The sequence below is a fragment of the Herbaspirillum sp. NPDC087042 genome (assembly GCF_044745245.1).
GTDB lineage: Bacteria > Pseudomonadota > Gammaproteobacteria > Burkholderiales > Burkholderiaceae_D > Herbaspirillum.
On the sequence record NZ_JBIUZW010000004.1, the window covers coordinates 204,643 to 227,055 of the forward strand.

At 64.4% G+C, this 22,413-nt stretch carries 16 protein-coding genes; 8 read left to right on the top strand and 8 right to left on the bottom strand.

Annotated features, from left to right (window positions below):
* Positions 1-274: 274 nt before the first annotated feature.
* Positions 275-925 (bottom strand): VOC family protein, encoded by a 651-nt coding sequence (locus ACIPHN_RS08105; protein ID WP_400435031.1) that lies wholly within the window; start codon positions 923-925, stop codon positions 275-277.
* Between the two features lie 98 nt (positions 926-1,023).
* Here ACIPHN_RS08105 and ACIPHN_RS08110 point away from each other — a divergent pair, with 98 nt between their 5' ends.
* The 4 genes from ACIPHN_RS08110 (at position 1,024) to plsY (ending at position 3,709) form a co-directional block, all read left to right on the top strand.
* Positions 1,024-1,548, top strand: coding sequence for a methylated-DNA--[protein]-cysteine S-methyltransferase (locus ACIPHN_RS08110; protein ID WP_400435033.1), 525 nt, complete (start codon positions 1,024-1,026; stop codon positions 1,546-1,548).
* A gap of 5 nt (positions 1,549-1,553) precedes the next feature.
* Positions 1,554-2,477, top strand: coding sequence for a site-specific tyrosine recombinase XerD (gene xerD / locus ACIPHN_RS08115; protein WP_400435034.1), 924 nt, complete (start codon positions 1,554-1,556; stop codon positions 2,475-2,477).
* Between the two features lie 81 nt (positions 2,478-2,558).
* Positions 2,559-3,059: an aminoacyl-tRNA deacylase gene (locus tag ACIPHN_RS08120; protein ID WP_400435036.1), complete on the top strand. Its 501-nt coding sequence runs from the start codon at positions 2,559-2,561 to the stop codon at positions 3,057-3,059.
* Positions 3,060-3,091: 32 nt separating this feature from the next.
* On the top strand, positions 3,092-3,709 hold the full coding sequence (plsY, locus tag ACIPHN_RS08125) for a glycerol-3-phosphate 1-O-acyltransferase PlsY (RefSeq protein WP_400435038.1): 618 nt from the start codon (positions 3,092-3,094) through the stop codon (positions 3,707-3,709).
* A 79-nt stretch (positions 3,710-3,788) separates the two neighbouring features.
* Here plsY and tsaD read toward each other — a convergent pair whose 3' ends face one another.
* Complete coding sequence (gene tsaD / locus ACIPHN_RS08130) at positions 3,789-4,847, bottom strand: tRNA (adenosine(37)-N6)-threonylcarbamoyltransferase complex transferase subunit TsaD (protein ID WP_400435040.1); 1,059 nt, start codon at positions 4,845-4,847, stop codon at positions 3,789-3,791.
* 132 nt (positions 4,848-4,979) lie between these two features.
* Between tsaD and ybiB the strand changes: the two genes are divergently transcribed.
* Positions 4,980-5,993, top strand: a complete 1,014-nt coding sequence (gene ybiB, locus ACIPHN_RS08135) for a DNA-binding protein YbiB (protein WP_400435042.1) — start codon at positions 4,980-4,982, stop codon at positions 5,991-5,993.
* A 210-nt stretch (positions 5,994-6,203) separates the two neighbouring features.
* Here the strand turns inward: ybiB and ACIPHN_RS08140 are convergent, their stop codons facing one another.
* Positions 6,204-6,656 (bottom strand): XRE family transcriptional regulator, encoded by a 453-nt coding sequence (locus ACIPHN_RS08140; RefSeq protein WP_400435044.1) that lies wholly within the window; start codon positions 6,654-6,656, stop codon positions 6,204-6,206.
* Between the two features lie 1,047 nt (positions 6,657-7,703).
* Between ACIPHN_RS08140 and ACIPHN_RS08145 the strand changes: the two genes are divergently transcribed.
* A complete protein-coding gene (locus ACIPHN_RS08145) occupies positions 7,704-9,803 on the top strand; it encodes a putative bifunctional diguanylate cyclase/phosphodiesterase (protein WP_400435046.1) in 2,100 nt (699 codons plus the stop codon).
* Here the strand turns inward: ACIPHN_RS08145 and ACIPHN_RS08150 are convergent.
* The 5 genes from ACIPHN_RS08150 to trxA form a co-directional block, all read right to left on the bottom strand.
* A complete protein-coding gene (locus ACIPHN_RS08150) occupies positions 9,793-11,181 on the bottom strand; it encodes an MATE family efflux transporter (RefSeq protein ID WP_400435048.1) in 1,389 nt (462 codons plus the stop codon). The two genes, ACIPHN_RS08145 and ACIPHN_RS08150, sit on opposite strands and share 11 nt — an antisense overlap.
* 32 nt (positions 11,182-11,213) lie before the next feature.
* Positions 11,214-12,938 (bottom strand): ArnT family glycosyltransferase, encoded by a 1,725-nt coding sequence (locus ACIPHN_RS08155; RefSeq protein WP_400435050.1) that lies wholly within the window; start codon positions 12,936-12,938, stop codon positions 11,214-11,216.
* Positions 12,939-13,199: 261 nt separating this feature from the next.
* A complete protein-coding gene (locus ACIPHN_RS08160; RefSeq protein WP_008325780.1) occupies positions 13,200-13,469 on the bottom strand; it encodes a type B 50S ribosomal protein L31 in 270 nt (89 codons plus the stop codon).
* A 264-nt stretch (positions 13,470-13,733) separates the two neighbouring features.
* A complete protein-coding gene (gene rho / locus ACIPHN_RS08165) occupies positions 13,734-14,996 on the bottom strand; it encodes a transcription termination factor Rho (RefSeq protein ID WP_400435053.1) in 1,263 nt (420 codons plus the stop codon).
* A 128-nt stretch (positions 14,997-15,124) separates the two neighbouring features.
* Positions 15,125-15,451: a thioredoxin TrxA gene (gene trxA / locus ACIPHN_RS08170; RefSeq protein ID WP_198983021.1), complete on the bottom strand. Its 327-nt coding sequence runs from the start codon at positions 15,449-15,451 to the stop codon at positions 15,125-15,127.
* Positions 15,452-15,934: 483 nt separating this feature from the next.
* On the opposite strand from trxA, the gene ACIPHN_RS08175 reads away from it, so the two are divergent.
* Complete coding sequence (locus ACIPHN_RS08175) at positions 15,935-18,703, top strand: PD-(D/E)XK nuclease family protein (protein ID WP_400435055.1); 2,769 nt, start codon at positions 15,935-15,937, stop codon at positions 18,701-18,703.
* A complete protein-coding gene (locus ACIPHN_RS08180; RefSeq protein WP_400435057.1) occupies positions 18,652-22,185 on the top strand; it encodes a UvrD-helicase domain-containing protein in 3,534 nt (1,177 codons plus the stop codon). The genes ACIPHN_RS08175 and ACIPHN_RS08180 overlap by 52 nt, the downstream gene beginning before the upstream one ends.
* Positions 22,186-22,413 lie beyond the last annotated feature (228 nt).

Below are 22,413 nucleotides of genomic sequence, written 5' to 3' on the forward strand. Positions count from 1 at the left end.
TTTTTGGGTTGTTGATGTACGCGTACGGCAGGCGGCCTTTCCGACACCTCGGACAGGCGCAGGCAGGCGGCACCGGATACAAAGCGGGTGGTGCATAACAAACGGTATCGATACCGGGAAACTGAGGAGACGTGCATTCGATTGAAGCTGCCCAAGCAGCCGGGAATGCATCAGAAGTATTTGAAGGCGCATCCGAGGATGCGCCTTTTTTCTTTGCACGGTTCCGTGCGGATTTTCCTTCTATACGATTTATATTATTTGCAACATCGCATCCTCATCCGAGGACGCGCTCGCCGTCCGGCGTGAGGATGACTGCCGCCAGGCGAGGCTGTTCTGCTTCCTGCACGCTCACTTGCTCTGGATTGAGGTAGATGGCCTGCATTACCTGTGTCAGCTCCCGTCCGCGCGGGTGATGCAGTTCCAGCCGGCGCAGGCGGCAACCCCGTTCGGGCAGGATGGCGGCCGGATGCGGCCGGGTCTGCCACTGGATCAGCGAGGGCATCAGGCCATCGCAGGCCATACTGCCATCGGGGGCGACGGTGATGAGCCAGCGCAAGCCGGCGCGGCGCATGTTTTCTACCCGTCCCGGGTCGATCGGGCTGGCCAGCGCGCTGGCTTCGATATCGTTGCTGCGCACGACCCAGTGCGCCAGGCGCGGACTGGTATCGGTGCTCAGACCATCCAGAGCGAACCAGCGTGCGCGCCCCGGTGAGGGTGCTGCCGGATCGATGGCGATGACCTCCAGGTAAGCCCCCGGGCCGAGCGAGAGCAGGGCATTGTGCGTACCCATGCGTATGTGCTTGCCGCCGACGCGGGGCATCATGGAAACGCCCAGGCGTTCGCTCACCCAGGCCATGCCTTCGGCCAGGGTACGGGCGGTGACCACCAGGTGGTCGATCTCAGTCTGTCGCGACTGGGTGTTCATGCAGCGGCTCTCCTTGATGATATGCCCGGCGGCCTGCAGGCCAGGGCGCGGTGACGCAGTTAGAATACGGGTTCCCGATTTCAATGCCATGCCATGCCATGACCGCCGACAGCGCCGTTCCTCGTCCAGCCAGTTCGCCCTTGAGCGATCTGTTTTCCGCCGTGGTGCATACACCCTTCGGCGGCATGGGCATCCGCAGCCAGGCGGGCGTGATCCTGGAGATGGTCTACCTGCCCCGGCACTACGCCGAGAAGGAGGCCACCGATGCCGTGGCGGCGCGCGCGGTCAAGCAGATCCAGCGCTACCTGGCCGATCCCGGCCATCGTCTGCGGCTGCCGTTGGCGGACGTCGGCAGCGCCTTCCAGAAGCGCGTCTGGCAAGCGATTGTAGCCATTCCCAGCGGCCAGGTGCTGACCTATGGTGACGTCGCGCGCCGCATCGGTTCGGCGCCGCGCGCGGTGGGCCAGGCCTGCGGCGCCAACTGGCATCCGCTGGTGGTGCCGTGCCACCGGGTGACCGCCGCCGGCGGCCTGGGCGGCTTTTCGCATCATGACGAGGCCGATGGCTTCTTCCTGGAGGTCAAGCGCTGGCTGTTGCGCCACGAGGGCGTGACGGGATACTGACGGCGATGGGACGCACCACACCGAAGATAGAAGCGCCCGCGCCCAGCCGCGAAGCGATCGACGAATTCTGCGACAGCCTGTGGCTGGAGGATGGCCTGTCCAAGAACACCCTGGAGGCCTACCGCCGCGACATGACGCTCTATGCGCACTGGCTGCACCAGGCGCACGCGCGCTCGCTCTACGAGACCCGGGCCGAGGATCTCAGCGACTACTTCGCGGCCCGCCATGAGCAGAGCAAGCCCAGTTCTTCCAATCGTCGCCTGGCGGTCCTGAAGCGCTTCTTCCAGCTGGCCCTGCGCCAGAATCACATCGCCGCCGATCCCTGCCTGAAGCTGCGCTCGGCGCGTCAGCCGCAGCGCTTCCCCAAGACCTTGTCCGAAGGCCAGATCGAGGCGCTGCTGGCGGCCCCCGATGTCTCCACGCCGCTGGGCCTGCGCGACCGCGCCATGATCGAGCTGATGTATGCCAGCGGCTTGCGGGTGTCCGAGCTGGTGTCGTTGAAGGGGATCGAGGTCGGCATGAACGAGGGGGTACTGCGCGTGACCGGCAAGGGCAACAAGACGCGCCTGCTACCCTTTGGTGAGGAAGCCCTGGCCTGGATGGTGCGTTACCTGGAGCAGGGGCGCGCGCAGATCCTGCAGGGCCAGGTCGACGATGCGCTGTTCGTGACCGCGCGCGGCGGGCCGATGACGCGCCAGATGTTCTGGACCCTGGTCAAGAAGTACGCGCAGCAGGCCGGCATCACCGTGCGCCTGTCGCCGCACACGCTGCGCCATGCCTTTGCCACCCACCTGCTCAACCACGGCGCCGACCTGCGCGTGGTGCAATTGCTGCTGGGTCACGCCGATATCTCCACCACCCAGATCTATACCCACGTGGCACGCGAACGCCTCAAGCAACTGCATGCCGCACATCACCCCCGCGGCTGATCTTGCGGCATAATGTGCGCCCATGGCGGCGCCGGCCCGGCCCGTGCGGCCGGTCAGCACGCTGTCAGGAAGAACCAAGCCATGAGCGCCAAGAAAGAACACATCTCAGAAACCCCCGCCACGCAGTTCCTGCGCAAGCAGGGCGTCGCCTTCACCGAGCACCCGTACGACTACGAGGAGCATGGTGGTACTTCGGTGTCCTCGCGCGAGCTGGGCGTGGCAGAGCATGCGGTGGTCAAGACCCTGGTGATGCAGGACGAGGCCGCCAAGCCGCTGCTGGTGCTCATGCACGGCGACTGCAAGGTCTCCACCAAGAACCTGGCGCGCCAGATCGGCTGCAAGTCGGTCGAGCCCTGCAAGCCGGAGGTGGCCAACCGCCATTCCGGTTTCCTGATCGGCGGCACCTCGCCCTTCGGTACCCGCAAGAGCATGCCGGTCTACGTCGAGGCCAGCATCCTGGAGCTGGACAAGATCTATATCAATGGCGGCCGGCGCGGCTTCCTGGTCGGCATCGACCCCGCTGCCATCCTCAAGGTGTTGCCGGCCAAGCCGGTCAACTGCGCCTTGCATGACCCGGCCTGACAAGAACCCGAGACAAGAGAAAGAACGCATTCATGTACAACATCCTTTTCGCCATCGCCGCCTACCTGATCGGTTCGCTTTCCTTCGCGGTGGTGGTGTCCAAGATCTTCGGCCTGGCCGATCCGCGCACCTATGGCTCCAAGAACCCCGGTGCCACCAATGTGCTGCGCAGCGGCAACAAGAAGGCAGCCGCGCTGACCCTGCTGGGTGACGGCTTCAAGGGCTGGCTGGCGGTGTGGCTGGCGCAGAAGTTCGGTCCGCAATTCGGCGTGGACGACACCGGCATTGCGCTGGTGACGCTGGCGGTGTTCCTGGGCCATCTGTGGCCGGTGTTCTTCCGCTTCGTCGGCGGCAAGGGCGTGGCGACGGCCCTGGGCATCCTGCTGGCGCTGGACGTCTGGCTGGGCCTGGCCACGCTGGCGACCTGGCTGGTGGTGGCCTTTGCCTTCCGCTACTCCTCGCTGGCGGCGCTGGTGGCAGCGCTGTTCGCGCCGTTCTACTACGGCCTGCTGTTCGGCACCACCGATGGCATCCTGCTGGCCGTGGTAGCCATGGCGGCCCTGCTGATCTACCGTCACCGCAAGAACATCGGTAACTTGCTGGCCGGCAAGGAAGGCCGTATCGGCGAGAAGAAGAAGGCGGCCAAGTAAGCGCGGGCCTGCTCCCGATTCCAGCAAAATGGCCGCATCAAGCGGCCATTTTCTTGTCCATCAATATCGTATAAATGATTTATGCCGCGGAGGTGGCGGCCTGCGGCGGTCGCAATTCATCCAGCGGCCAGCGCGGACGCACGCCGAAGCCGTATTCGCGGCGTGCCGCGCCCGGTTCCTCGCGCAGGCGCATGGCACCGGCGAAGGCGATCATGGCGCCATTGTCGGTGCAGAACTGCAGTTCGGGATAGAAGACTTCGTAGCGGCGCTTGGCGGCGGCGGCATTCAGGGCCTCGCGCAGCTGGCGGTTGGCACCCACGCCACCGGCAATGACCAGGCGCTTGAGGTTGGTCTGCTTCAGGGCGGTCATGCACTTGGCCACCAGCACGTCGACGATGGCGTCCACGAAGCCGCGTGCGATGTTGGCCTTGTCCTGTTCGCACAGGTTGCTGTCGAGCTTGCTGTGTTGCTTGACCACGGTGAGCACGGCAGTCTTGAGTCCCGAGAAGCTGAAATCCAGATTCTTGGAGTGCAGCATGGGGCGCGGCAGCTGGTAGGCGTTCGGATCGCCGAACTCGGCCAGGCGCGAGATCGCCGGTCCACCCGGGTAGCCCAGGCCGAGCAGCTTGGCCGACTTGTCGAAGGCTTCGCCGGCGGCGTCATCCAGGGTCTCGCCCAGCAATTCGTAGCGGCCCACGCCATCCACGCGCATCAACTGCGTATGGCCACCCGAGACCAGCAAGGCGATGAAGGGGAAGCGCGGCGGCTTGCTGGCCAACAGCGGCGAGAGCAGGTGACCTTCGAGGTGATGGATGCCCAGCACCGGCTTGTCCAGCGCCAGTCCCAGTCCACAGGCCACCGATGCACCCACCAGCAGGGCACCGGCCAGGCCGGGTCCCTGGGTATAGGCGATGGCGTCGATTTCGTGGGGCGCGGTGCCGGCGTCGGCCAGCGTCTGCTTGAGCAGGGGGATGGCACGACGGATGTGGTCGCGCGAGGCCAGCTCGGGCACCACGCCGCCATATTCCTGGTGCATCGCGATCTGCGAATGCAGGGCATGGGCCAGCAGGCCGCGCTCGGTGTCGTACAGAGCGAGACCGGTTTCGTCACAGGAGGATTCGACGCCGAGAACTAACATGGATGGACTTTAATGAAACAGCCGCCGTGGCCGGATGGCACGCGGCACGCGGGAAAGGCGCTATTGTAATGGAAAGCCCGCCCCCACGCGCCCGGGCTGTGGGTCTGCGGGGTTTTGGTGTACCCTTCGGCCATGTCAAACCAAGTCCCCCATTCCGCTCCGGCCGAGGCCGTCGAGCCTGCCCACGTCGCTACGCCATCGTTTGTCGCCGCCCCCTTCATCAAGGAGATCGGGCGCGGCAAGGACGGCGCGCGCAGCCTCTCGCGCGAGGATGCGCAACGCATGTACGAGGCCATGCTCGATGGTCGCGTCAGCGACCTAGAACTGGGTGCCATCCTGCTGGCCATGCGCATCAAGGGCGAATCGGTACAGGAAATCGGCGGCTTCCTGGAGGCCGCCGAAGCCTCCTTCACGCCCCTGCAGGCGCCGCCCGGCCCTTACGCACCGGTGGTCCTGCCCAGCTACAACGGTGCGCGCAAGATGGCCAACCTGGCGCCGCTGCTGTGCATGCTGCTGGTGCGCCGCGGCGTGCCGGTGCTCATGCATGGCGTGACGCACGATGCGCAACGCGTGACCAGCGCCGAGATCTTCAGTGCGCTGGGCATCGCCCATGCCGCCAGCGGCACCGAGGCCGAGGCCCTGATGGCGTCGGGCCAGCCGGCCTTCATCCCCATCGAGGTACTCTCGCCCAAGCTCGCGCGCCTGCTGGGCATGCGCGCGCGCCTGGGGGTGCGCAACTCCACCCATACGCTGGTGAAGATCGCGCAACCGTTTGCGCAGCCCGCGCTGCGTCTGACGTCCTACACCCACCCCGAGTACCTGGCCATGCTCAGCGATTACTTTGCCCATGCGGCACCGCATGCCCGCGGCGATATCTTCCTGATGCGCGGGACCGAGGGTGAGACGGTGGCCAATGCGCGCCGCGCCCAGCGCATCGACTGGTTCAGCTTTGGTCAGAAAACCGTGCTGGTGGAAAAGCAGAGCGTGGCCGAGGACTTGCCGGACCTGCCGGAAGGGCGCGATGCCGCCACCACCGCAGCCTGGATCGCGGAGGTGCTGGACGGCCGGCGTCCGGTACCCGAATCCATCGTCGAGCAGGTCGACCATTGCGTCGATGTCGCTGGCCGCATTGCGCAGCGTGCGTGAAATTGTTGCGGGCGTGGACGAATTGCGACAGTCCCTCTTGTACGGCGGGAAGCTGACAGGCTGACAGGATCGCGTGCTGCGGGAAGGCGGTAAAAAAAGGAAAAAAACGCCGGCTATGCGGCCACGAGGCGGGGAGAAGAAGTCAGGATCCCGGAGGGGGAGGGATCACCAATCGGAGGGACGGGGAAGACGCGCCGGGAGACCTTGCGGTCAGTTTCGGGTGCGGCGCCGGGTTCCCGTTTTTGCCGACGCCGCCGATTTCTCCGGCGCGCTGGCGACCACCTGTGAAAACGCGAAGATCACTTCCTTGACGATCTTGCGCTGCGGCGCAGGCAGGTTGATGAAGGCTTCGAAGGCCTCGCGCTCGCGGTAGCCGATCGCCTCTTCCCAGCGGGCGCGGCGCTTGTCGATGCGCTTGCCGATCTCTTCGCCGAAGCGCAGATGCTGGGGCGTGACGATCAGCCATTCGGCCAGCGTCTCCAGCTTGTCCTGCTTGGGCATCGATTCGCCCAGCAGCCAGCGACGCACGCCGTGCAGGGTCATCGGCTTGCCCCAGTATCTGAGATTGAATTCCCGTTCCAGGACGGCGGGCTTGGGTTCGTATCCTGCTTTTTCCATCGCGGCGCGCAGGCGCTTGGCGAATTTTTGATTGGCGGTTTCCATGTTTCGAAGGTACTTTGACGTAGAGCTTTTCGGGGTACGTTTGCGTTTGAGATGAGTTACGCCGCAAACGTGATTTATAATCACTAGGCTGAAACGGATGATCGTCGTCGCCGTGGGAGTCGGCCGGAAAACCGCGCCAGGCAAGGCTGGTACGCGATTGCGGTGAGCAGTGAGGTGGCCATGCGCAAGTCTCCGATGCGATGGTGGATCAACTGTGCGGGCCGATCAAGCTGGCTCTTGGTGAGGATGGATGTCAGGTCATCAGGCCACTTCAAGTACGTAACGGGCCGTGGACCAAAACGGTGCATCACCGTGAGTCACCCAGTGCATGTCGGACGCAGGTAGAAGGTTGATCTTCTTGCTACATTGTCAGTCTAGTCGCTACGCGCCGGCAGTGATTTATTAATTTTTTTTTAATTTTTGTGTCCCTCGCGAGACAGGCCGAATCATCGCTACAGCTGCATCGCAGAGCGGTTTTTTCATCCCGAAGCGGCTAGAATAGGGGGATGCCGCAGGGGGAGTCGGCGCAGATGGAAATGCAAAACCGATATTTTTCCCATCTGCTGGGGATGTCAATTTGTTAGACAATCCGACATGTTCGCGGGATGTCATTTCCTGTCAGGGTCCCGAGGCAGAGACAAGCTGTGTGAACCAAGACGAATAACCAACGAAGTCAGCAGCATTCTTGTTTTCCCTTTTGGGCTAATAACCATTTAACCATTTAGCCATTTAAGCATTTGGTCTTCTGGTCTTTCGGCCCTTCAGTCTTTTAGTTACGTAACTTTTTGATATCTCCGGAATCGGCAGGCGCATGACGGGGCGGCGTACCATGGTGCGCCGCATTCTTTGCTCTCCCCGGTACCGGATGGAACGCGGCGACCCGTTGCACTGCAGCGGTGGATCGACTGACGCCCTGCAGTGCTGCCATCGACGATGACGACAGCGCAACAGGAGCGGAATGGCCGCGATACCGTGCAGGCGTCATTTCCTGCGGGCTGCCAGCGATGGCCCGTGTGGAGAGGGCGCAATCGAGTCCGGGTTCTAAGCATGTCAGGTTCCTTTCATTTCCTGCTGCTGGCGTTTGCCTTGCTGGTCATCAGCCTGTCGGCCTATGCCGCGCTGGAGATCGCCGAGCGCATCGTGATGCAGGAGGCTCCGCATCGCCGCTTGTGGCTCTCCCTGGGCGCCCTGGTTCTTGGCCTGGGGATCTGGGGCGCGTTGCAGCTGACGGTGGCCGCGCTGCGCCTGCCCATTGCGGTGGGTTTCGAGGTGCGGCTATCGGTGCTGGCGCTGCTGCTATGCCTGGGTAGTGCCTTCTACCTGATGCACCTGACCGGATTGCGGCGACCGCATCCGGCACGCCTGCTCATCGCCGGGCTGTGCATCGGCGCGGCCGTCAACGCCGCCTTCCACATCCTGCTCCAGTCCATGCTGCTGACACCGGGGCTGAAGTACCAGACCTTCCTGCTGGCGCTGGCCCTGGGGGTGACCGAGCTGGTGGCGATCTTCATGGTGGCGCTGTTCTCGGCCAGCAACGGGCGCAAGCCCATGAGTGGCTCGCTCAACTCGCAGCAGGCGCGTCGCGTGCTGGCGGCATCGCTGGTCGGTGTGGCCCTGGTGGCCAGCGCCGCGGCCGGCCTGCGCGCACTGACCATCGATGCGCAGGCGATGAGCATGGGCGTGCACAGCCTCTCGCGCGAGCACATGGTCAATGGCATCGTGTTCCTGGCCTTCCTGGGCATGGCGCTGGCCCTGGTCATCAGCGGCGCGCAACGCAACGATGTGCTCAAGAAGATCGTGGGCCGCACCAATGACAAGCTGCTGCATTTCGCGACCCACGACGTGCTCACGGGCCTGCCCAACCGCGCCCTGCTGTCGGATCGCATCCATCATGCGGTGCAGGTGGCGCGTCGCAATGGCAAGCCGTTTGCGGTGCTGTTCATGGACCTGGACGGATTCAAGGGCATCAATGACACGCTCGGCCACGCGGTCGGCGATGGCTTGCTGGTGGCGGTGGCGCAGCGCATCCGTGACTGCATCCGCGGGGAAGACATGGTGGCGCGTATCGGCGGCGACGAGTTCGTGGTGGTGGTCAGCAACCTGGCTTCGCCGGAAGTGGTGGAGCATCTCTCGGAAAACATCCTGGCCGCGCTGCGCCAGGATTTCCAGATCGAGGAGGCTACCTTGCGGGTGACCTCCAGCATCGGCATCGCGGTCTATCCCAACAGCGGTGATACGGTCGACGCGCTGATGAAGAACGCCGATGCCGCCATGTACGAGGCCAAGCAGAGCGGACGCAATACCTATCGCTTCTTCGAGCCGGCCATGCATGCCAGCGCCATGCGCCACCTGCAGATACGCCATGCCCTGCAGGAGGCCATCGAGCAACAGCAGTTCCGCCTGCACTTCCAGCCCAAGTACCGTGGCGCCAGCAAGGAACTGACCGGACTGGAAGCCCTGTTGCGCTGGACCCATCCCGCGCTGGGCGAGATGGCGCCGACAGAATTCATCCCCATCGCCGAGCGTTCCGGCCAGATCCTGCCGATCGGCGACTGGGTGCTCAATGCGGTCTGCACGCAGATCGCGCACTGGGATGCGGCCGGGGTCAAGCCGGTCAAGGTGGCGCTGAACCTGTCACCGCTGCAGATGCGCAGTGACCTGCTGGACCGGATCATCAGCGTGGTCGGCAAGACCGGCATCGCGCCGCAGCGGCTGATGTTCGAGATCACGGAAACGGCGGCGATGAAGGATGTGGAGCGCAGCACGCGCGTCATTGGCGAACTGCAGGCGCTGGGTTTCGACATTGCCATCGACGACTTCGGCACCGGCTATTCCAGCCTGGCCTATCTGGCGCAGTTCCACTGCCGGCAGGTCAAGATCGATCGTTTCTTTACCTCGCGCCTGGACCTGGAGGACCATTCCGGCCGCGCCATCGTGGCGGCTATCATTGCCCTGGCGCATGCCTTGCAGATGGAAGTGGTGGCCGAAGGCGTGGAGACGGAAGGGCAGCTGCGCGAACTGCAGTTGCTGCATTGCGACCAGGTGCAGGGCTTCCTGCTGGGGCGTCCGGCCGAGGCGCCGACCGTGCCGGGGCTACTGGCGGCCAGCAATGACGATCTCTTTGCGGGCAGTGCGGTCAGGCCGTAGCGGCGTGGATGGCGCGACGCTGGATCAGGCGCAGATAGGCCAGCAGGCCCATGCCCACCAGCCCCAGGCTGGCACTATTGGCCAGCCAGAAGCCGGAAGGTCCGCGCAATGCCGCCGGCGTCCATCCCAGTGGATCCAGCCCCAGCAGATAACCGCCACCCAGGCCCACGCCCCATAGCGTGACGGCATAGATCACGGTCGGCACCACGGCCACCTTGTAGGCGCGCAGTACGAAAGCGGTGGTCACCTGCAGCGAATCGAAGAGCTGGTAGAACGCGATGTAGAGGAACAGCGGCAGCGCCGCGCCGACGATGAGCGGGTCGGGCGTATAGGCGCGGATGATGTGGTCGCGGGTGAACCAGACGATGATCCCGATCAACACCGACAGCGACATCGACAGGCGGATGCCGGCGTTGCCGATCTTCCTGGCCACCTGCATGTTGCCGCCACCGATGGCTTGTGCCACCAGTGTGCTGGTGGCACTGGCGATGGACAGCGGCAGCATGTAGAGCACCGTACCGACATTGGCGGTGATCTGGTGTCCTGCCACCGGCACCGCGCCCAGGCGCGAGATGAAGACCGCCATGAGGGTGAAGGCGGTCACTTCGATGAAATAGGACAGGCCGATGGGAATGCCCAGCCACAAGAGGGTGCGCAGGATCTTCCAGGACGGCGCCACGAAGCCGCTGCCAAACAGCTTCAGCGGGCGGTAGGCCGGCAGTCGCGCCACCAGCAGCCAGGCCACCATCATCATGAGCCAGGCGATCACCGTGGTGGCGATGGCGCAGCCGGGGCCGCCAAAGGCCGGCAGGCCCAGGCCGCCGAAGATCAGCAGGGCATTCAGGGGCAGCTTCAGCAGCAGGCCGCTGACCTGGATGGCCATCACCATCTTGGGCCGCGCCATGGCCGTATTGAGTGCCGAATAGACGCGGAAGAACAGCGTCGCCGGCAGGGCCAGCGCTTCGATGCGCAGGTAGAGCGTGGCTTTCTCGACCAGCTCCGGCGGCGCCTTGGCAAAGGACAGGAAGAGCGGGGAGAACAGCAGCACCAGGCCGCCTACGATGGAGAGCAGCAGCGCCAGCCACAGGCCCTGCTTGACCTCGCGCCCGATCTCGCCCAGCCGGCCGGCACCGAAGAGCTGGCCGATGGTGGGTTGCAAGGCCTGCAGCACGCCGGAGAGGCCGACGAACACGCTCACATAGATCGATACCCCCAGGGCCAGCGCCGCCAGGTCCAGCGCCGAGAAGCGCGACACCATCACGGTATCGATCACGCCATTGGCGATCAGCGCCAGCTGGCCGACCAGCAGCGGCCAGGCCAGCCGAGCGATGCGGCCGACATGGTGGCGGGAGGAGAGGGCGGGCAGTTCGGTGGTCACGCGATCAGGTGCGGCAGGCGGGCGAGCAGGGCTCAGCCACCGGCGCGGCGATAGAGCCGGAAGCGCTCGTCACGGTCGGATGGCCGGCGGCCCTCCCAGACCATGCGCCAGGCGCCGGGGTACTGGCGCAGCATGATCGAGGCATCCTGGTTGCTGATGTCATCCTGCAGCAGCAGGTAATCGCAGGTCTGGTCGCGTTCGTCGGCAAAGCGCACATCGCCGAAGTAGGCGAAGGAGGCGCGTTGCGCCGGGCCGACATTGCTTTGCACGCATTGCTTGACCGAGCTCAGTTTCGATTCGATCTGCTCGGCCACGCCCGCGTAGCTCTTGCCATAGTTGACCCAGGGCAGCCACAGGGTCATCAGCAGTACCCAGCACAGGATCACGCCGCCCGAGGACAGTACCACCGCGCGCCACAATACCGAGGGACGGCGCGAGATGCGCCAGTGCACCACCACGATCCAGGCGGCAGTGGCGGCAATGGCGATGGCCAGCGAGATCCAGGCAAAGCCGGGCTTGAATCCCGGTGCCAGCTTGTAGGCGTTGCGCGCGATCTGGCTGGGCCAGCCGGTTTCCTTGGCGATCCAGCCGATCCAGATGAAGGCCGCCGAGGTGGTCAGCGTCATCACCGAGAACCAGTCCACGGCATTGATGGCGCCACGCTTCATGGTGGGCAGGCCGAAGGCGGCCAGGATGGCCAGCGCCGGCAACATCGGCAGCAGCATGCCTTCTTCGGTGTGGACATTGATCAGCACCAGCAGCGTTACCGGCACCAGGAAGGCCAGCGGCAAGGCGATGTGCAGCGAACGCAACTGGCGACGCCAGGCATACAGCGCCCAGCCGGCGAAGGGCCAGGCCGGCCAGGCGAACCAGACGCCATACTTGCCCAGGAAAGCCAGCGTGGCCAGCGTGGGGCGGTTCAGCTGGTAAATGTTCCAGCTCATCCAGAGATCGAACTGGCCGGCGGCCTCTTGCGGGATCAGGGTGTGCAGCGCCATCACCCAGGCCGCGCACAGCAGCGCCGCCAGCGGCAGCGCCACGACCAGTACCAGCAGGGCCGCGCGGCCATCCTTGCGCACCGCCGCCAGTACCAGCAGGCTCACCAGCACGGCCGCCGGCAATACCCAGCCATAGGTCAGCACCAGCATGCCCAGCGCCAGGCCCAGCCATAGCGCATGGCGTGCGCGATGCTTGTCGAACACGCGCGCGGCGCCATACATGGCATAGGCCACCAGGGCGATCTGCAGGGTCTTGGGGCTGGTCTCGTGGCTATGCAGCAGCAGGCCGAGGAAGCCGAGATAGATCAGGAAGGCGCCATCGGCCAGCGTACGGCCGAAATCCTTGGGTTCGGGCTGGCCGCCGAAGGCCAGCTTCAGGGGCTGGGCTTCGGTGCGGCGGCCCAGCAGGTAGGTGGTGTACCAGATCGAGAGCGAGCCGACCAGGAAGCAGCCGACGGTGGATACGCGTGCGGCCAGGGGATCGCCGAGCAGCCAGCCGAAGAGCTTGATGCAGATGGCCCCGAACCAGTAGGCCAGCGGACTTTCCGCCGGCAGCGGCAGGCCCGCCACATTGGGCGTGAGCCAGTCCGACAGCGTGCCATGGGCCATGGTCCACATGATGCCGAAGCTGGTGGCGTCCTCGTTCTTCCACGGGTCGCGGCCGATCAGACCCGGCAGGATATAGAGGAGGGCGAGCGCAAGCAGGGCCATGCGCGGGAGCGCGTTGGTCGCTGCGGCGGGAAGACGGACTGGCTTCATCAAGATCTTGTTGCTCTTGTTCTGTGCTGAGGGGTTGTGGTCGTCGAGCTGGCCGACATGGCTGGCAGCGAGGTAGACGCTGGCGTCGGCGGTTTATTTTTTTGCAGGCCTTATTGTGCAGGAATTCGTCGTAAATAGTTGTTTCTGACTGCTACAGCCAGATGATCTACGACAAGCCAGTCGCCCGGTATTGTCGAGGCAGAACAAAAAGGCAAACAAAAAAAGGCAGCCGGAGCTGCCTTTTTCTGAGGGAAGTACTGATTACGCCTTCGAGACAGCAGTCTTCGAACCGACGGAACCGAACTTCTGACGGAACTTCTCGACGCGGCCAGCGGTGTCGACGATCTTGTGCTTGCCGGTGTAGAACGGGTGCGATTCGGAGGAAACTTCGATCTTCACCAGGGGGTATTGCTTGCCTTCGAACTCAGCGGTTTCGCGAGTGCCGATGGTGGAGCGGGTGATGAACTTGAAGTCGTTCGACATGTCGTGGAACAGGACTTCGCGGTAATCCGGGTGGATGCCTTCTTTCATGATTGCCTCAAGAGTAGTTTGGTAGCCAATCGCCACTTCGTCGGTCGCCCTGCTTCTTGACCCGATTGATGATCACTTGCCGGTTTGGAAAAGTCCGAAATTATACAATCAAATCAGGGGCTTGGGTCAAGGTGTACGCTGCCCTGGGCGGTCCCGGCGTGGTTTTTCGGGATCATTGGCGAGGATTGTATTGCTCGCGAGACAATGAAAAACGGCATGTCTGCGAGCAGGCATGCCGTTTCAGCGGGTATGGCAGTGATGCGCTTAGTTGCCGCGACGCATCATGTCGAAGAACTCGGCGTTGTTCTTGGTGGACTTCATCTTGTCGAGGATGAATTCCATCGCCTCGATTTCATCCATGTCGTACATCAGCTTGCGCAGCACCCAGATCTTCTGCAGCTGGTCGGGCTTGATCAGCAGTTCTTCACGGCGGGTGCCGGACTTGGAGAGGTTGATGGCCGGGTAGACGCGCTTCTCGGCCAGGCGACGCTCCAGGTGCACTTCCATGTTGCCGGTGCCCTTGAATTCTTCAAAGATCACGTCATCCATGCGCGAGCCGGTTTCGATCAGGGCGGTGGCGATGATGGTCAGCGAGCCGCCTTCTTCCACGTTACGCGCCGCGCCGAAGAAGCGCTTGGGACGTTGCAGGGCGTTGGCGTCCACACCACCGGTGAGCACCTTGCCGGAGGCCGGGATGACGGTGTTGTAGGCACGGGCCAGACGGGTGATCGAGTCCAGCAGGATGACCACATCCTTCTTCATTTCGACCAGGCGCTTGGCCTTTTCCAGCACCATTTCGGCGACCTGGACGTGACGGGTAGCCGGTTCGTCGAAGGTGGAGGCCACCACTTCGCCGCGCACCGAGCGTTGCATTTCGGTCACTTCTTCAGGACGTTCGTCGATCAGCAGCACGATCATCACGGTGTCCGGATGATTGGTGGTGATGGCGTGGGCGATGTGTTGCAGCATCACCGACTTACCCGACTTGGGCGAGGCCACCAGCAGGCCGCGCTGGCCGCGACCCACGGGTGCGATCAGGTCGATGATGCGGCCGGTGATGTTCTCTTCGCCGCGCATGTCACGCTCCAGCTGCATGAGCTTGTTGGGGTGCAGGGGCGTCAGGTTTTCGAACAGGATGCGGTGCTTGGAGGCTTCCGGCGGTTCGCCGTTGACCTTGTCGACCTTGACCAGGGCGAAATAGCGCTCGCCATCCTTGGGCGTGCGCACTTCACCTTCGATGGAGTCACCGGTATGCAGGTTGAAGCGGCGGATCTGCGACGGCGAGATATAGATGTCGTCGGTGGACGCCATGTAGCTGGCGTCGGGCGAGCGCAGGAAGCCGAAGCCGTCAGGCAGCACTTCGAGGGCGCCATCGCCAAAGATCTGTTCTCCTGATTTCGCGCGCTTCTTCAGGATGGCAAACATGAGTTCCTGTTTGCGCAGGCGCGCAGCGTTCTCGATGTCCAGGCTGATTGCCATTTCCAGCAAGGCAGAGACGTGCATCGCTTTTAGTTCTGATAAGTGCATATGAGTGTCCCGGGACGGGAAAAATTAAGGTGGGGGAGGGAGTTGCGTGGTGTGGTTCTGGGAACAAGCCCGGCGCTGCGGGCGCCGGGCAGATGGCAGCGCGAGCGCGCCGCCATCGGATGCTTGATTTAGATGTTGCTGTCGATGAACGAGGTCAGCTGGCCCTTGGCCAGTGCGCCCACCTTCTGGGCAGCGGCTGCGCCGTTCTTGAACAGGATCAGGGTCGGGATGCCGCGGATGCCGAACTTGGCCGGGACGGCCTGGTTGGAGTCCACGTCCAGCTTGGCGATTTGCAGCTTGCCGTCGTATTCCTTGGCGACTTCTTCCAGGATGGGGGCGATCGCCTTGCAGGGGCCGCACCATTCCGCCCAGAAATCGACCAGCACGGGCTTGTCGGACTTCAGCACGTCGGCTTCGAAGGAGGCGTCGGTAATATGTTTGATGTTTTCGCTCATGGCAGATCCTCGGATGGAGGCAATGTAGTAAGTAGTCAAATAGCGCCGGTGGACACATACCATTGAGCCTGGCGTGAGCCATCAACGCTTCCGGAGTTGCTTGGTGTACGTGGAGTCGTTGCGCGCCGATTCAAGTTGTATTTGAAGCGCGGCAGAGGTAAGCGGCGGGATACAGAGGCAATCATAACCCATTTTGGGCGAAAGTGTAGACGGCCGTCAGGAGGTTGTTGTCTGCCATCCTCACCGCCCCGATGGGCGTGCGGACGAGGCCGGTAGCGGCTTTGCCGCCGGCGCTGCGGGAAAATTGCATTCGCCGGCCTGCTGGCCTGGCATACAATGCGCTGCAGTCGCCCTTGCCGGTGATTGAAAAAAACTGTCAGGCCGAGAGAAAAATACAATGGCCGTGCTCTCGCCGCCGACCCTTTCTGACACGTTGCGCGCGGCCAGGACCTGTCCCGGCCGCGCCTGAGCCCCCCAGACCGCATGCTGCTAGCGACCGTACCGATCCCGCCTTCTCCCGATTTCTGGCAACAGGCCGTGCGTCTGCTGCTGCGTCCCGGCCAGCCATTGGGCCAGGCCTTGCAGGAGCAGGGCGGCAGTTCGCTGGATTTCTCGGGCGTGCAACTGATGGTGCCGGCCTTTTCCCACGCGCAGAATTTCAAGGCGGCACTGGCGCGCGAGCTGCGGCGGCCCTATATCGCGCCGCGCATCAATACCCTGTCGGGCTTGCTGGCCATGCAGCCGCCGGGCGAGCAGGCGCCGCCTTCCGAGAGCGAGCGCCTCATGCAGCTGTATGCGCAGCTGCGCGAGCATGCCTGGCTGAAGAAGATGTTTTCCGCCCGGCGCAATGCCGACCTGTTGCCGCTGGCGCATACGCTCCTGGCCTTGTCGGACGAGCTGACGCTGGCGCTGCTGCCGGAGATCCGCGCCGGTGCAAAGGATGTAGCGGGCGCGGACGCCGCCGCCGGTCGCTGGACGCAGGCCCTGGCACAGTTGCTGGAGCCGCTGGCGCCATCGGCGCATGGCATGCTCTCCGACGAAGCCGCGCTGGTCTGGCAGGTCTGGAAGAGCCAGCTCGATGCCGGCGACCGCATCGTCCAGCGCTTCGATGCCATGCTGGCCCTGGCCGAACGCGCCAGCCTGCCGCTGGTGTGGGTCAGCCCGACCGAACCGGAACCGCTGGATGCCGCCTTCCTGGACGCCTACGCCTGCCACCAGCCGGTGCGCATCGTCACGCTGGACTGGAACCGGCAAGCCATCGCGCCCCTGCACCCACTCTATCTGTCGGCCTGGAGCGAGCTGGTGCGCGAGGATGATGGCGCCGCGCCGGACGGTGACGCAGCGGAGCATGCCCCACCCTCACGGCCGGCGATGCCTATCCTGTGCCCGGCCACCGACCTGGAAAACGCCGCCGTGCAAAGCGCACAGATCGTGTTGCGCTGGCTGGCCCAGGGCAAGAACGAGATCGCCATCGTCGCGCAGGACCGTGTCACCGCCCGTCGCCTGCGCGCCCTGCTGGAGCGTGCCGAGGTGGCGGTGGCCGACGAGACCGGCTGGAAGCTCTCCACCACCCGCGCCGCCGCCGCGCTGGCGGCCTGGAACGACCTGGTCTCGGCACGCGGCGAGACCAATGCCCTGCTGGACCTGTTGAAGTCACCCTTCGTCTTCCCCGCCGAGGAGGGCAAGGCTGATCGCGTCATGCGCATCGAGGCCCGCCTGCGCCGCGCCAACATCGCCGGTGACTGGCAAGCCCTGCAAGCGGCGTTCGCCGAGGCAAGCGATCCGCAGGACCTGCAATGGATCATCACGCTGGCCAAGCAGGCCGCGCGCTTCGGTGGTCGCAAGACGCTGGCGCAATGGTGTGACACCCAGCGCGCGCTGTGCCAGGCACTGGGCATGGAAGCCGCGCTGCGCGAAGACGGCGCCGGCGAGCAATGCCTCTTGATGCTCGACGAGATCGCCGCCGAGCAGGGCGGATTGCAGGACAGTTTCTCCTTCGCCGAGTGGCGTGCGCTACTGAACCTGCGCCTGGATGCGACCTCTTACATGCCGCCCATCAGCGACCGCCGCGTGGTGATGCTGCCGCTCAACGGCGCGCGCCTGCGTTGCTTCGATGCGGTGCTGGTGATCGGCGCCGATGCTGCCCACCTGCCTTCGCCGCCGCAGGAGACGCTGTTCTTTTCCAATGCCGTGCGGCGCGAGCTGAACCTGGCCACGCGCGCTACGCGCCAGCGCCAGCAATTGCGTGATTTGACCGAATTGCTATGCGTGAACGAGGAAGTCGTGCTGTGCTGGCAGACCCTGCAGGATGGCGAACCCAATCCGGTCAGCCCCTGGCTGCAGCGGCTGGAACTGAAGCTGGCCCAGCATGGGCAGCCGCCACTGCAGAGCGTTAACCTGCCGCCGCCTCCGCGCAAGCTCACCGCGCAATCCTCGCAGATGCCCGCGCCGAGTGCACCGGCGCTGCTGCCGGAAAAACTCTCGGCCAGCGGCTTCGGCACCTTCCTGGCTTGCCCCTATCAATTCTTCGCGGCGCGCATGTTGCGCGTGGCCGTGATGGACGAACTCTCGGACATGCCCGAGAAGCGTGACTACGGCAGCTGGCTGCACGAGATCCTGAACCGCTATCACGAACACCTGCGCGACCACGTCACGCCACTGGCGGCACGCACGGCGCTGCTGGCGGGCATCTCCGAGGAAGTGTTCCAGCGCGAGATGCAGCAGCATCCCGCCGCACTGGCCTTCCATGCGCGCTGGCAGAAGGTGATGCCGGCCTACCTCCTGTGGGCCAATGAACGCGAAGCCGAAGGCTGGCATTTCGCCTTTGGCGAGCAGGCCCAGTCGCAGCGGCTGGCGTGGACAGGGGGAGGCATCGAACTGCACGGCCGCCTGGACCGCGTGGACCAGAACGACAACGGCGAACGCGCGCTGCTGGATTACAAGACCCGCAGCGCCGCCAGCCTGAAGCAGAAGGTCAGGGACGAAGACGACCACCAGCTGGCTTTCTACGGATTGCTGGCCGGCGGCAAGATGGAGCACGCGCACTACGTGGCGCTGGAACTGGGCGCCGACAAGAAGACCGGCGATGCCGCCGCGCCCGATTTTGAACGGAAACAGCAGATGCTCAAGCAGCAGATCAGCACCACCATGCAGCAGGTGGGAGAGGGCGCCCCCTTGCCCGCCAACGGCATCGAGTCGATATGCCAGTATTGCGACATGCGCGGCCTGTGCCGCAAGGGAGCCTGGCTGTGAGCGCGCACGAGGAATCGGGCGCGAAGCAAGCGGCCGCTTACGAGGTCGATGGCAGGGTCGTCGAGGCCGCCGTATTTACGCAGGAAGCGTGCAATCCACATCGCTCGGTCGTGGTGGAAGCCTGCGCCGGCAGCGGCAAGACCTGGCTGCTGGTGGCGCGCATGTTGCGCCTGCTGCTGGCCGGCGCGCAAGCCCCCGAACTGCTGGCCATCACCTTCACCCGCAAGGCCGCGCAGGAAATGCGCGAGCGCCTGATGGAACTGCTGCATGAACTGGCACTGGCCGACGAGGATGGCGCTGCCGCGCTGCTGCGCGAGCGTGGCGTGGCCCAGGGTGACATGGCGCGCCTGCTGCCGCTGGCGCGTGGCCTGTACGAGCGCATCCTGTCCTCCGAGCAGAGCCTGTCCATCGATACCTTCCACAGCTGGTTTGCGCGCCTGCTGCAGATCGCGCCCCTGGCCTCGGGGGTGCCGCACGGCTATACGCTGACCGAAAAGAATGGCGAACTGCTGGACGAAGCCTATCGCCGCTTCATGCAGAAGCTGGCCCAGCCCGAGGGCGCGCGCATCAAGGCGGCATTGCTGGCGCTGTATGAGCTGGCGGGCGACTTCAATGCGCGCCAGTTGCTCGATGCCTTCATCGACAAGCGCGCCGAATGGTGGGCCGCGACCCAGCATGATGCCGCCGCAGGCGATGAGGACGGCCAATCCGATACCCCCACGCCACTGCTGTGGCTGGAACAGATGTGCGGCGACGATGCACGTCGCGATGCGCGGCTCTCCTTGTGGGAAGAGCGGGCACTGTGCGCCCGCGCCGGCCAGCTGGCCATCCTGCTGGGGCAGGGTGGCGCGGCCAACAAGACGCGGGCGGTCGCCATCGAGAGCGCATTGAGCGCCGAGGCGTCGCTGGAGCATTTCGATAGTCTCTACAGCCAGTTCGTCGACGACAAGGACAAGCCGCGCAAGAATGGCAAGGTCAAGACCTTCGTGGCGGCCCTGGTGCAGCATTTCGGCGTGGCCGACGAGGCTGCACTGGAGGCCTTCGAGGAAGAATTCAATGCCATCGGCGATGCCCTGCGCCAATTGCAGGGACGCAGCAAGGAAAAGCTGGTGATGCAGCTCAACAGCGCCGTCTTCACCGCCGGTCGCGCCTATCTGGACTGCTATCAGGAGGTCAAGTCCGAGCAGCGCGTGCTCGACTTCGCCGATCTCGAATGGCAAGCCTACCGGCTGCTCAACGACGAGGCCAGTGCCGCCTACCTGCAGACCCGCCTGGATGCGCGTTACAAGCACATCCTGCTGGACGAGTTCCAGGATACCAATCCGCTGCAATGGAGCATCGTGCGCTCCTGGCTGCGCGCCTATGGCGGCGATGCGGCCCAGCCCAGCGTGTTCGTGGTGGGCGATCCCAAGCAGTCGATCTATCGTTTCCGTCGTGCCGAGCCACGCGTGTTCGTGGCCGCGCGCGACCTGTTGCGCGCCCAGGGTGCTGCCATCCTGCGCGCCAACCAGACGCGCCGCAATGCCAGTGCCGTGGTCCAGGTGCTCAATGACGCCTTCGTCATCGGCGGCAATCCGCTGTTCGCACGCCAGACCACGCTGGGGCTGGATGGCGGCGAAGTGTGGCGACTGCCGCTGGTCAAGCAAGACGATGGTGTAGAAAACGTCAATGCCGAAGAGGCCGTCGAAGAGGCCGCGGAGCCTGGCGAGGAAGACGTCATTGCCTGGCGCAATCCGCTGACCACGCCGCGTGGTGAAGAGGAAGATGCGCGCCGCCTGCTGGAAGGCCAGGCACTGGCGCAAGCGTTGCTGAAGGCGTATCGCGAGGTGCCGGTGGCCGATGGCCGGGGCACGCGCGCCATGCGCTGGAGCGATATCATGCTGCTGGTGCGCAAGCGTACCCACCTGGCCGCCTATGAGAATGCCTTGCGCGCGGCTGGCATCCCCTTCATCTCGGACAAGCGTGGTGGCTTGCTCGAATCACTGGAGATCGCCGACCTGATCGCGCTGCTAACCTTCCTGATCACCCCCAATGACACGCGCGCCCTGGCCCACGTGCTCAAGAGCCCCATCATCGGTGCGGCCGATGACGACCTGGTGCAGATCGCACGTCGCGCCGCGCAGGACGATGGTGGTCACTGGTGGTCGCGCATGCTGGCCATGCAGGACGAAGGCGTGGCCTCGGCCGCGCTGGTGCGTGCCGTGCATCTGCTGCAGCGCTGGCTGGGCGCGGCACCGCACCTGCCGGTGCATGACCTGCTGGACATGATCCTGCACCAGGGTGATTTGGTGGCCCGCTATGCGCAGGATGCCTCGCCGCTCACGCGCAGCCAGATGCTGGGCAATATCGCCGCCTTCGTCGAACTGTCGCTGAACATGGATGCCGGCCGCTATCCCAGCCTGCCCAAGTTCATCGATGCACTGCGCGTACTGCAACGCAGTGCCGGCGGCGATGCACCCGACGAGGCCAGCGTGGATGCCAGCGCCGAGGCCGTGCGCATCCTCACCGTGCACAGCGCCAAGGGGCTGGAGGCGCCCGTAGTGGCCATCCTCGATACCAATCACAGCGAGTCGGTGGAAGACAATCTGGGCATCCTCTGCGAATGGCCGCAGGACCAGGATGCGCCCACCCACCTGTCGGCATTCGGTCGCCGCAGCGAGCGCGGCATGGCGCGCGAAAAACTCTTCGTGGAGGAAGACGAGCTGCGCAAGCAGGAAGACTGGAACCTGCTCTACGTGGCCGTCACCCGTGCCAAGCAATTGCTGCTGGTGTCCGGTGTGGCCGGCACGCGCGGCGCGGGCGAGGGCGGGGTGGTAGAGGGCAGCTGGTACCAGCGCCTGTTTGCCAGCGATGCGCCGGTGCGCGAGATCGCCCAGGAGAATATCGATGGCGCCGAGGCCGCGGCCATCGAGGAACATTTCGCCTTGCCCCTGTTCGATCCGCGGCCCATGCCGCCCTCCCTGTTCGGCATGGACGGGGGCGACCAGGAGGATGCCACGCCACGCGCCGTCACCGAGGATGGCCAGCTGGCTGGCAGCGATGCCATTGACGAGGGCGTGGCCCTGCACGCACTGCTCGAACGCATGACCCATGGGAATGCGTGGCCGCTGCAATTGCCCGCCGCCTCCGCGCTGGTGCGCTGGCTGGGCGTATCGGCCGAGATGGCGCAGGTGGTGCATGCGCAGGCGCGCGTGGTGCTGGCACAGCCGCAGCTGGAACGCTTCTTCAATCCGGCCCTGCACCGCTGGGCGCGCAACGAGATGGAGATCGTCGCCGGTGGCGGTGTGATGCGACTGGACCGCGTGGTCATGTTCGAGGACGAAGTCTGGGTGCTTGACTACAAGCGGCGCCTGCTGGAGAGCGAACGCAGCGATTATGCGGCGCAGCTGGCCCGTTATCGCGGCGCGCTCGTGTCGGTCTTTTCTGACAAGCGAATCAGGTCTGCGCTGATTACCGCTGATGGCGCGCTGCTGGAACATTGAGACTGTCTCAACTTCCCATGAGATTCCCATCAACTACTCCATGCGCTGCGGATAGGTTCCCTAAATTCAAAAAATATCAGATCAGGTAATTCAGTTATTCCGTTGTACTATAAAAAAGATCATCGCGACGAGTGGCATCATCAGCTCACCGGATGACCGGCAATTCTCAACTTGCCGGCATGGTGGTGACGACATCTCCAGGCAGGCTTGCGTACGCATCGCCGGACG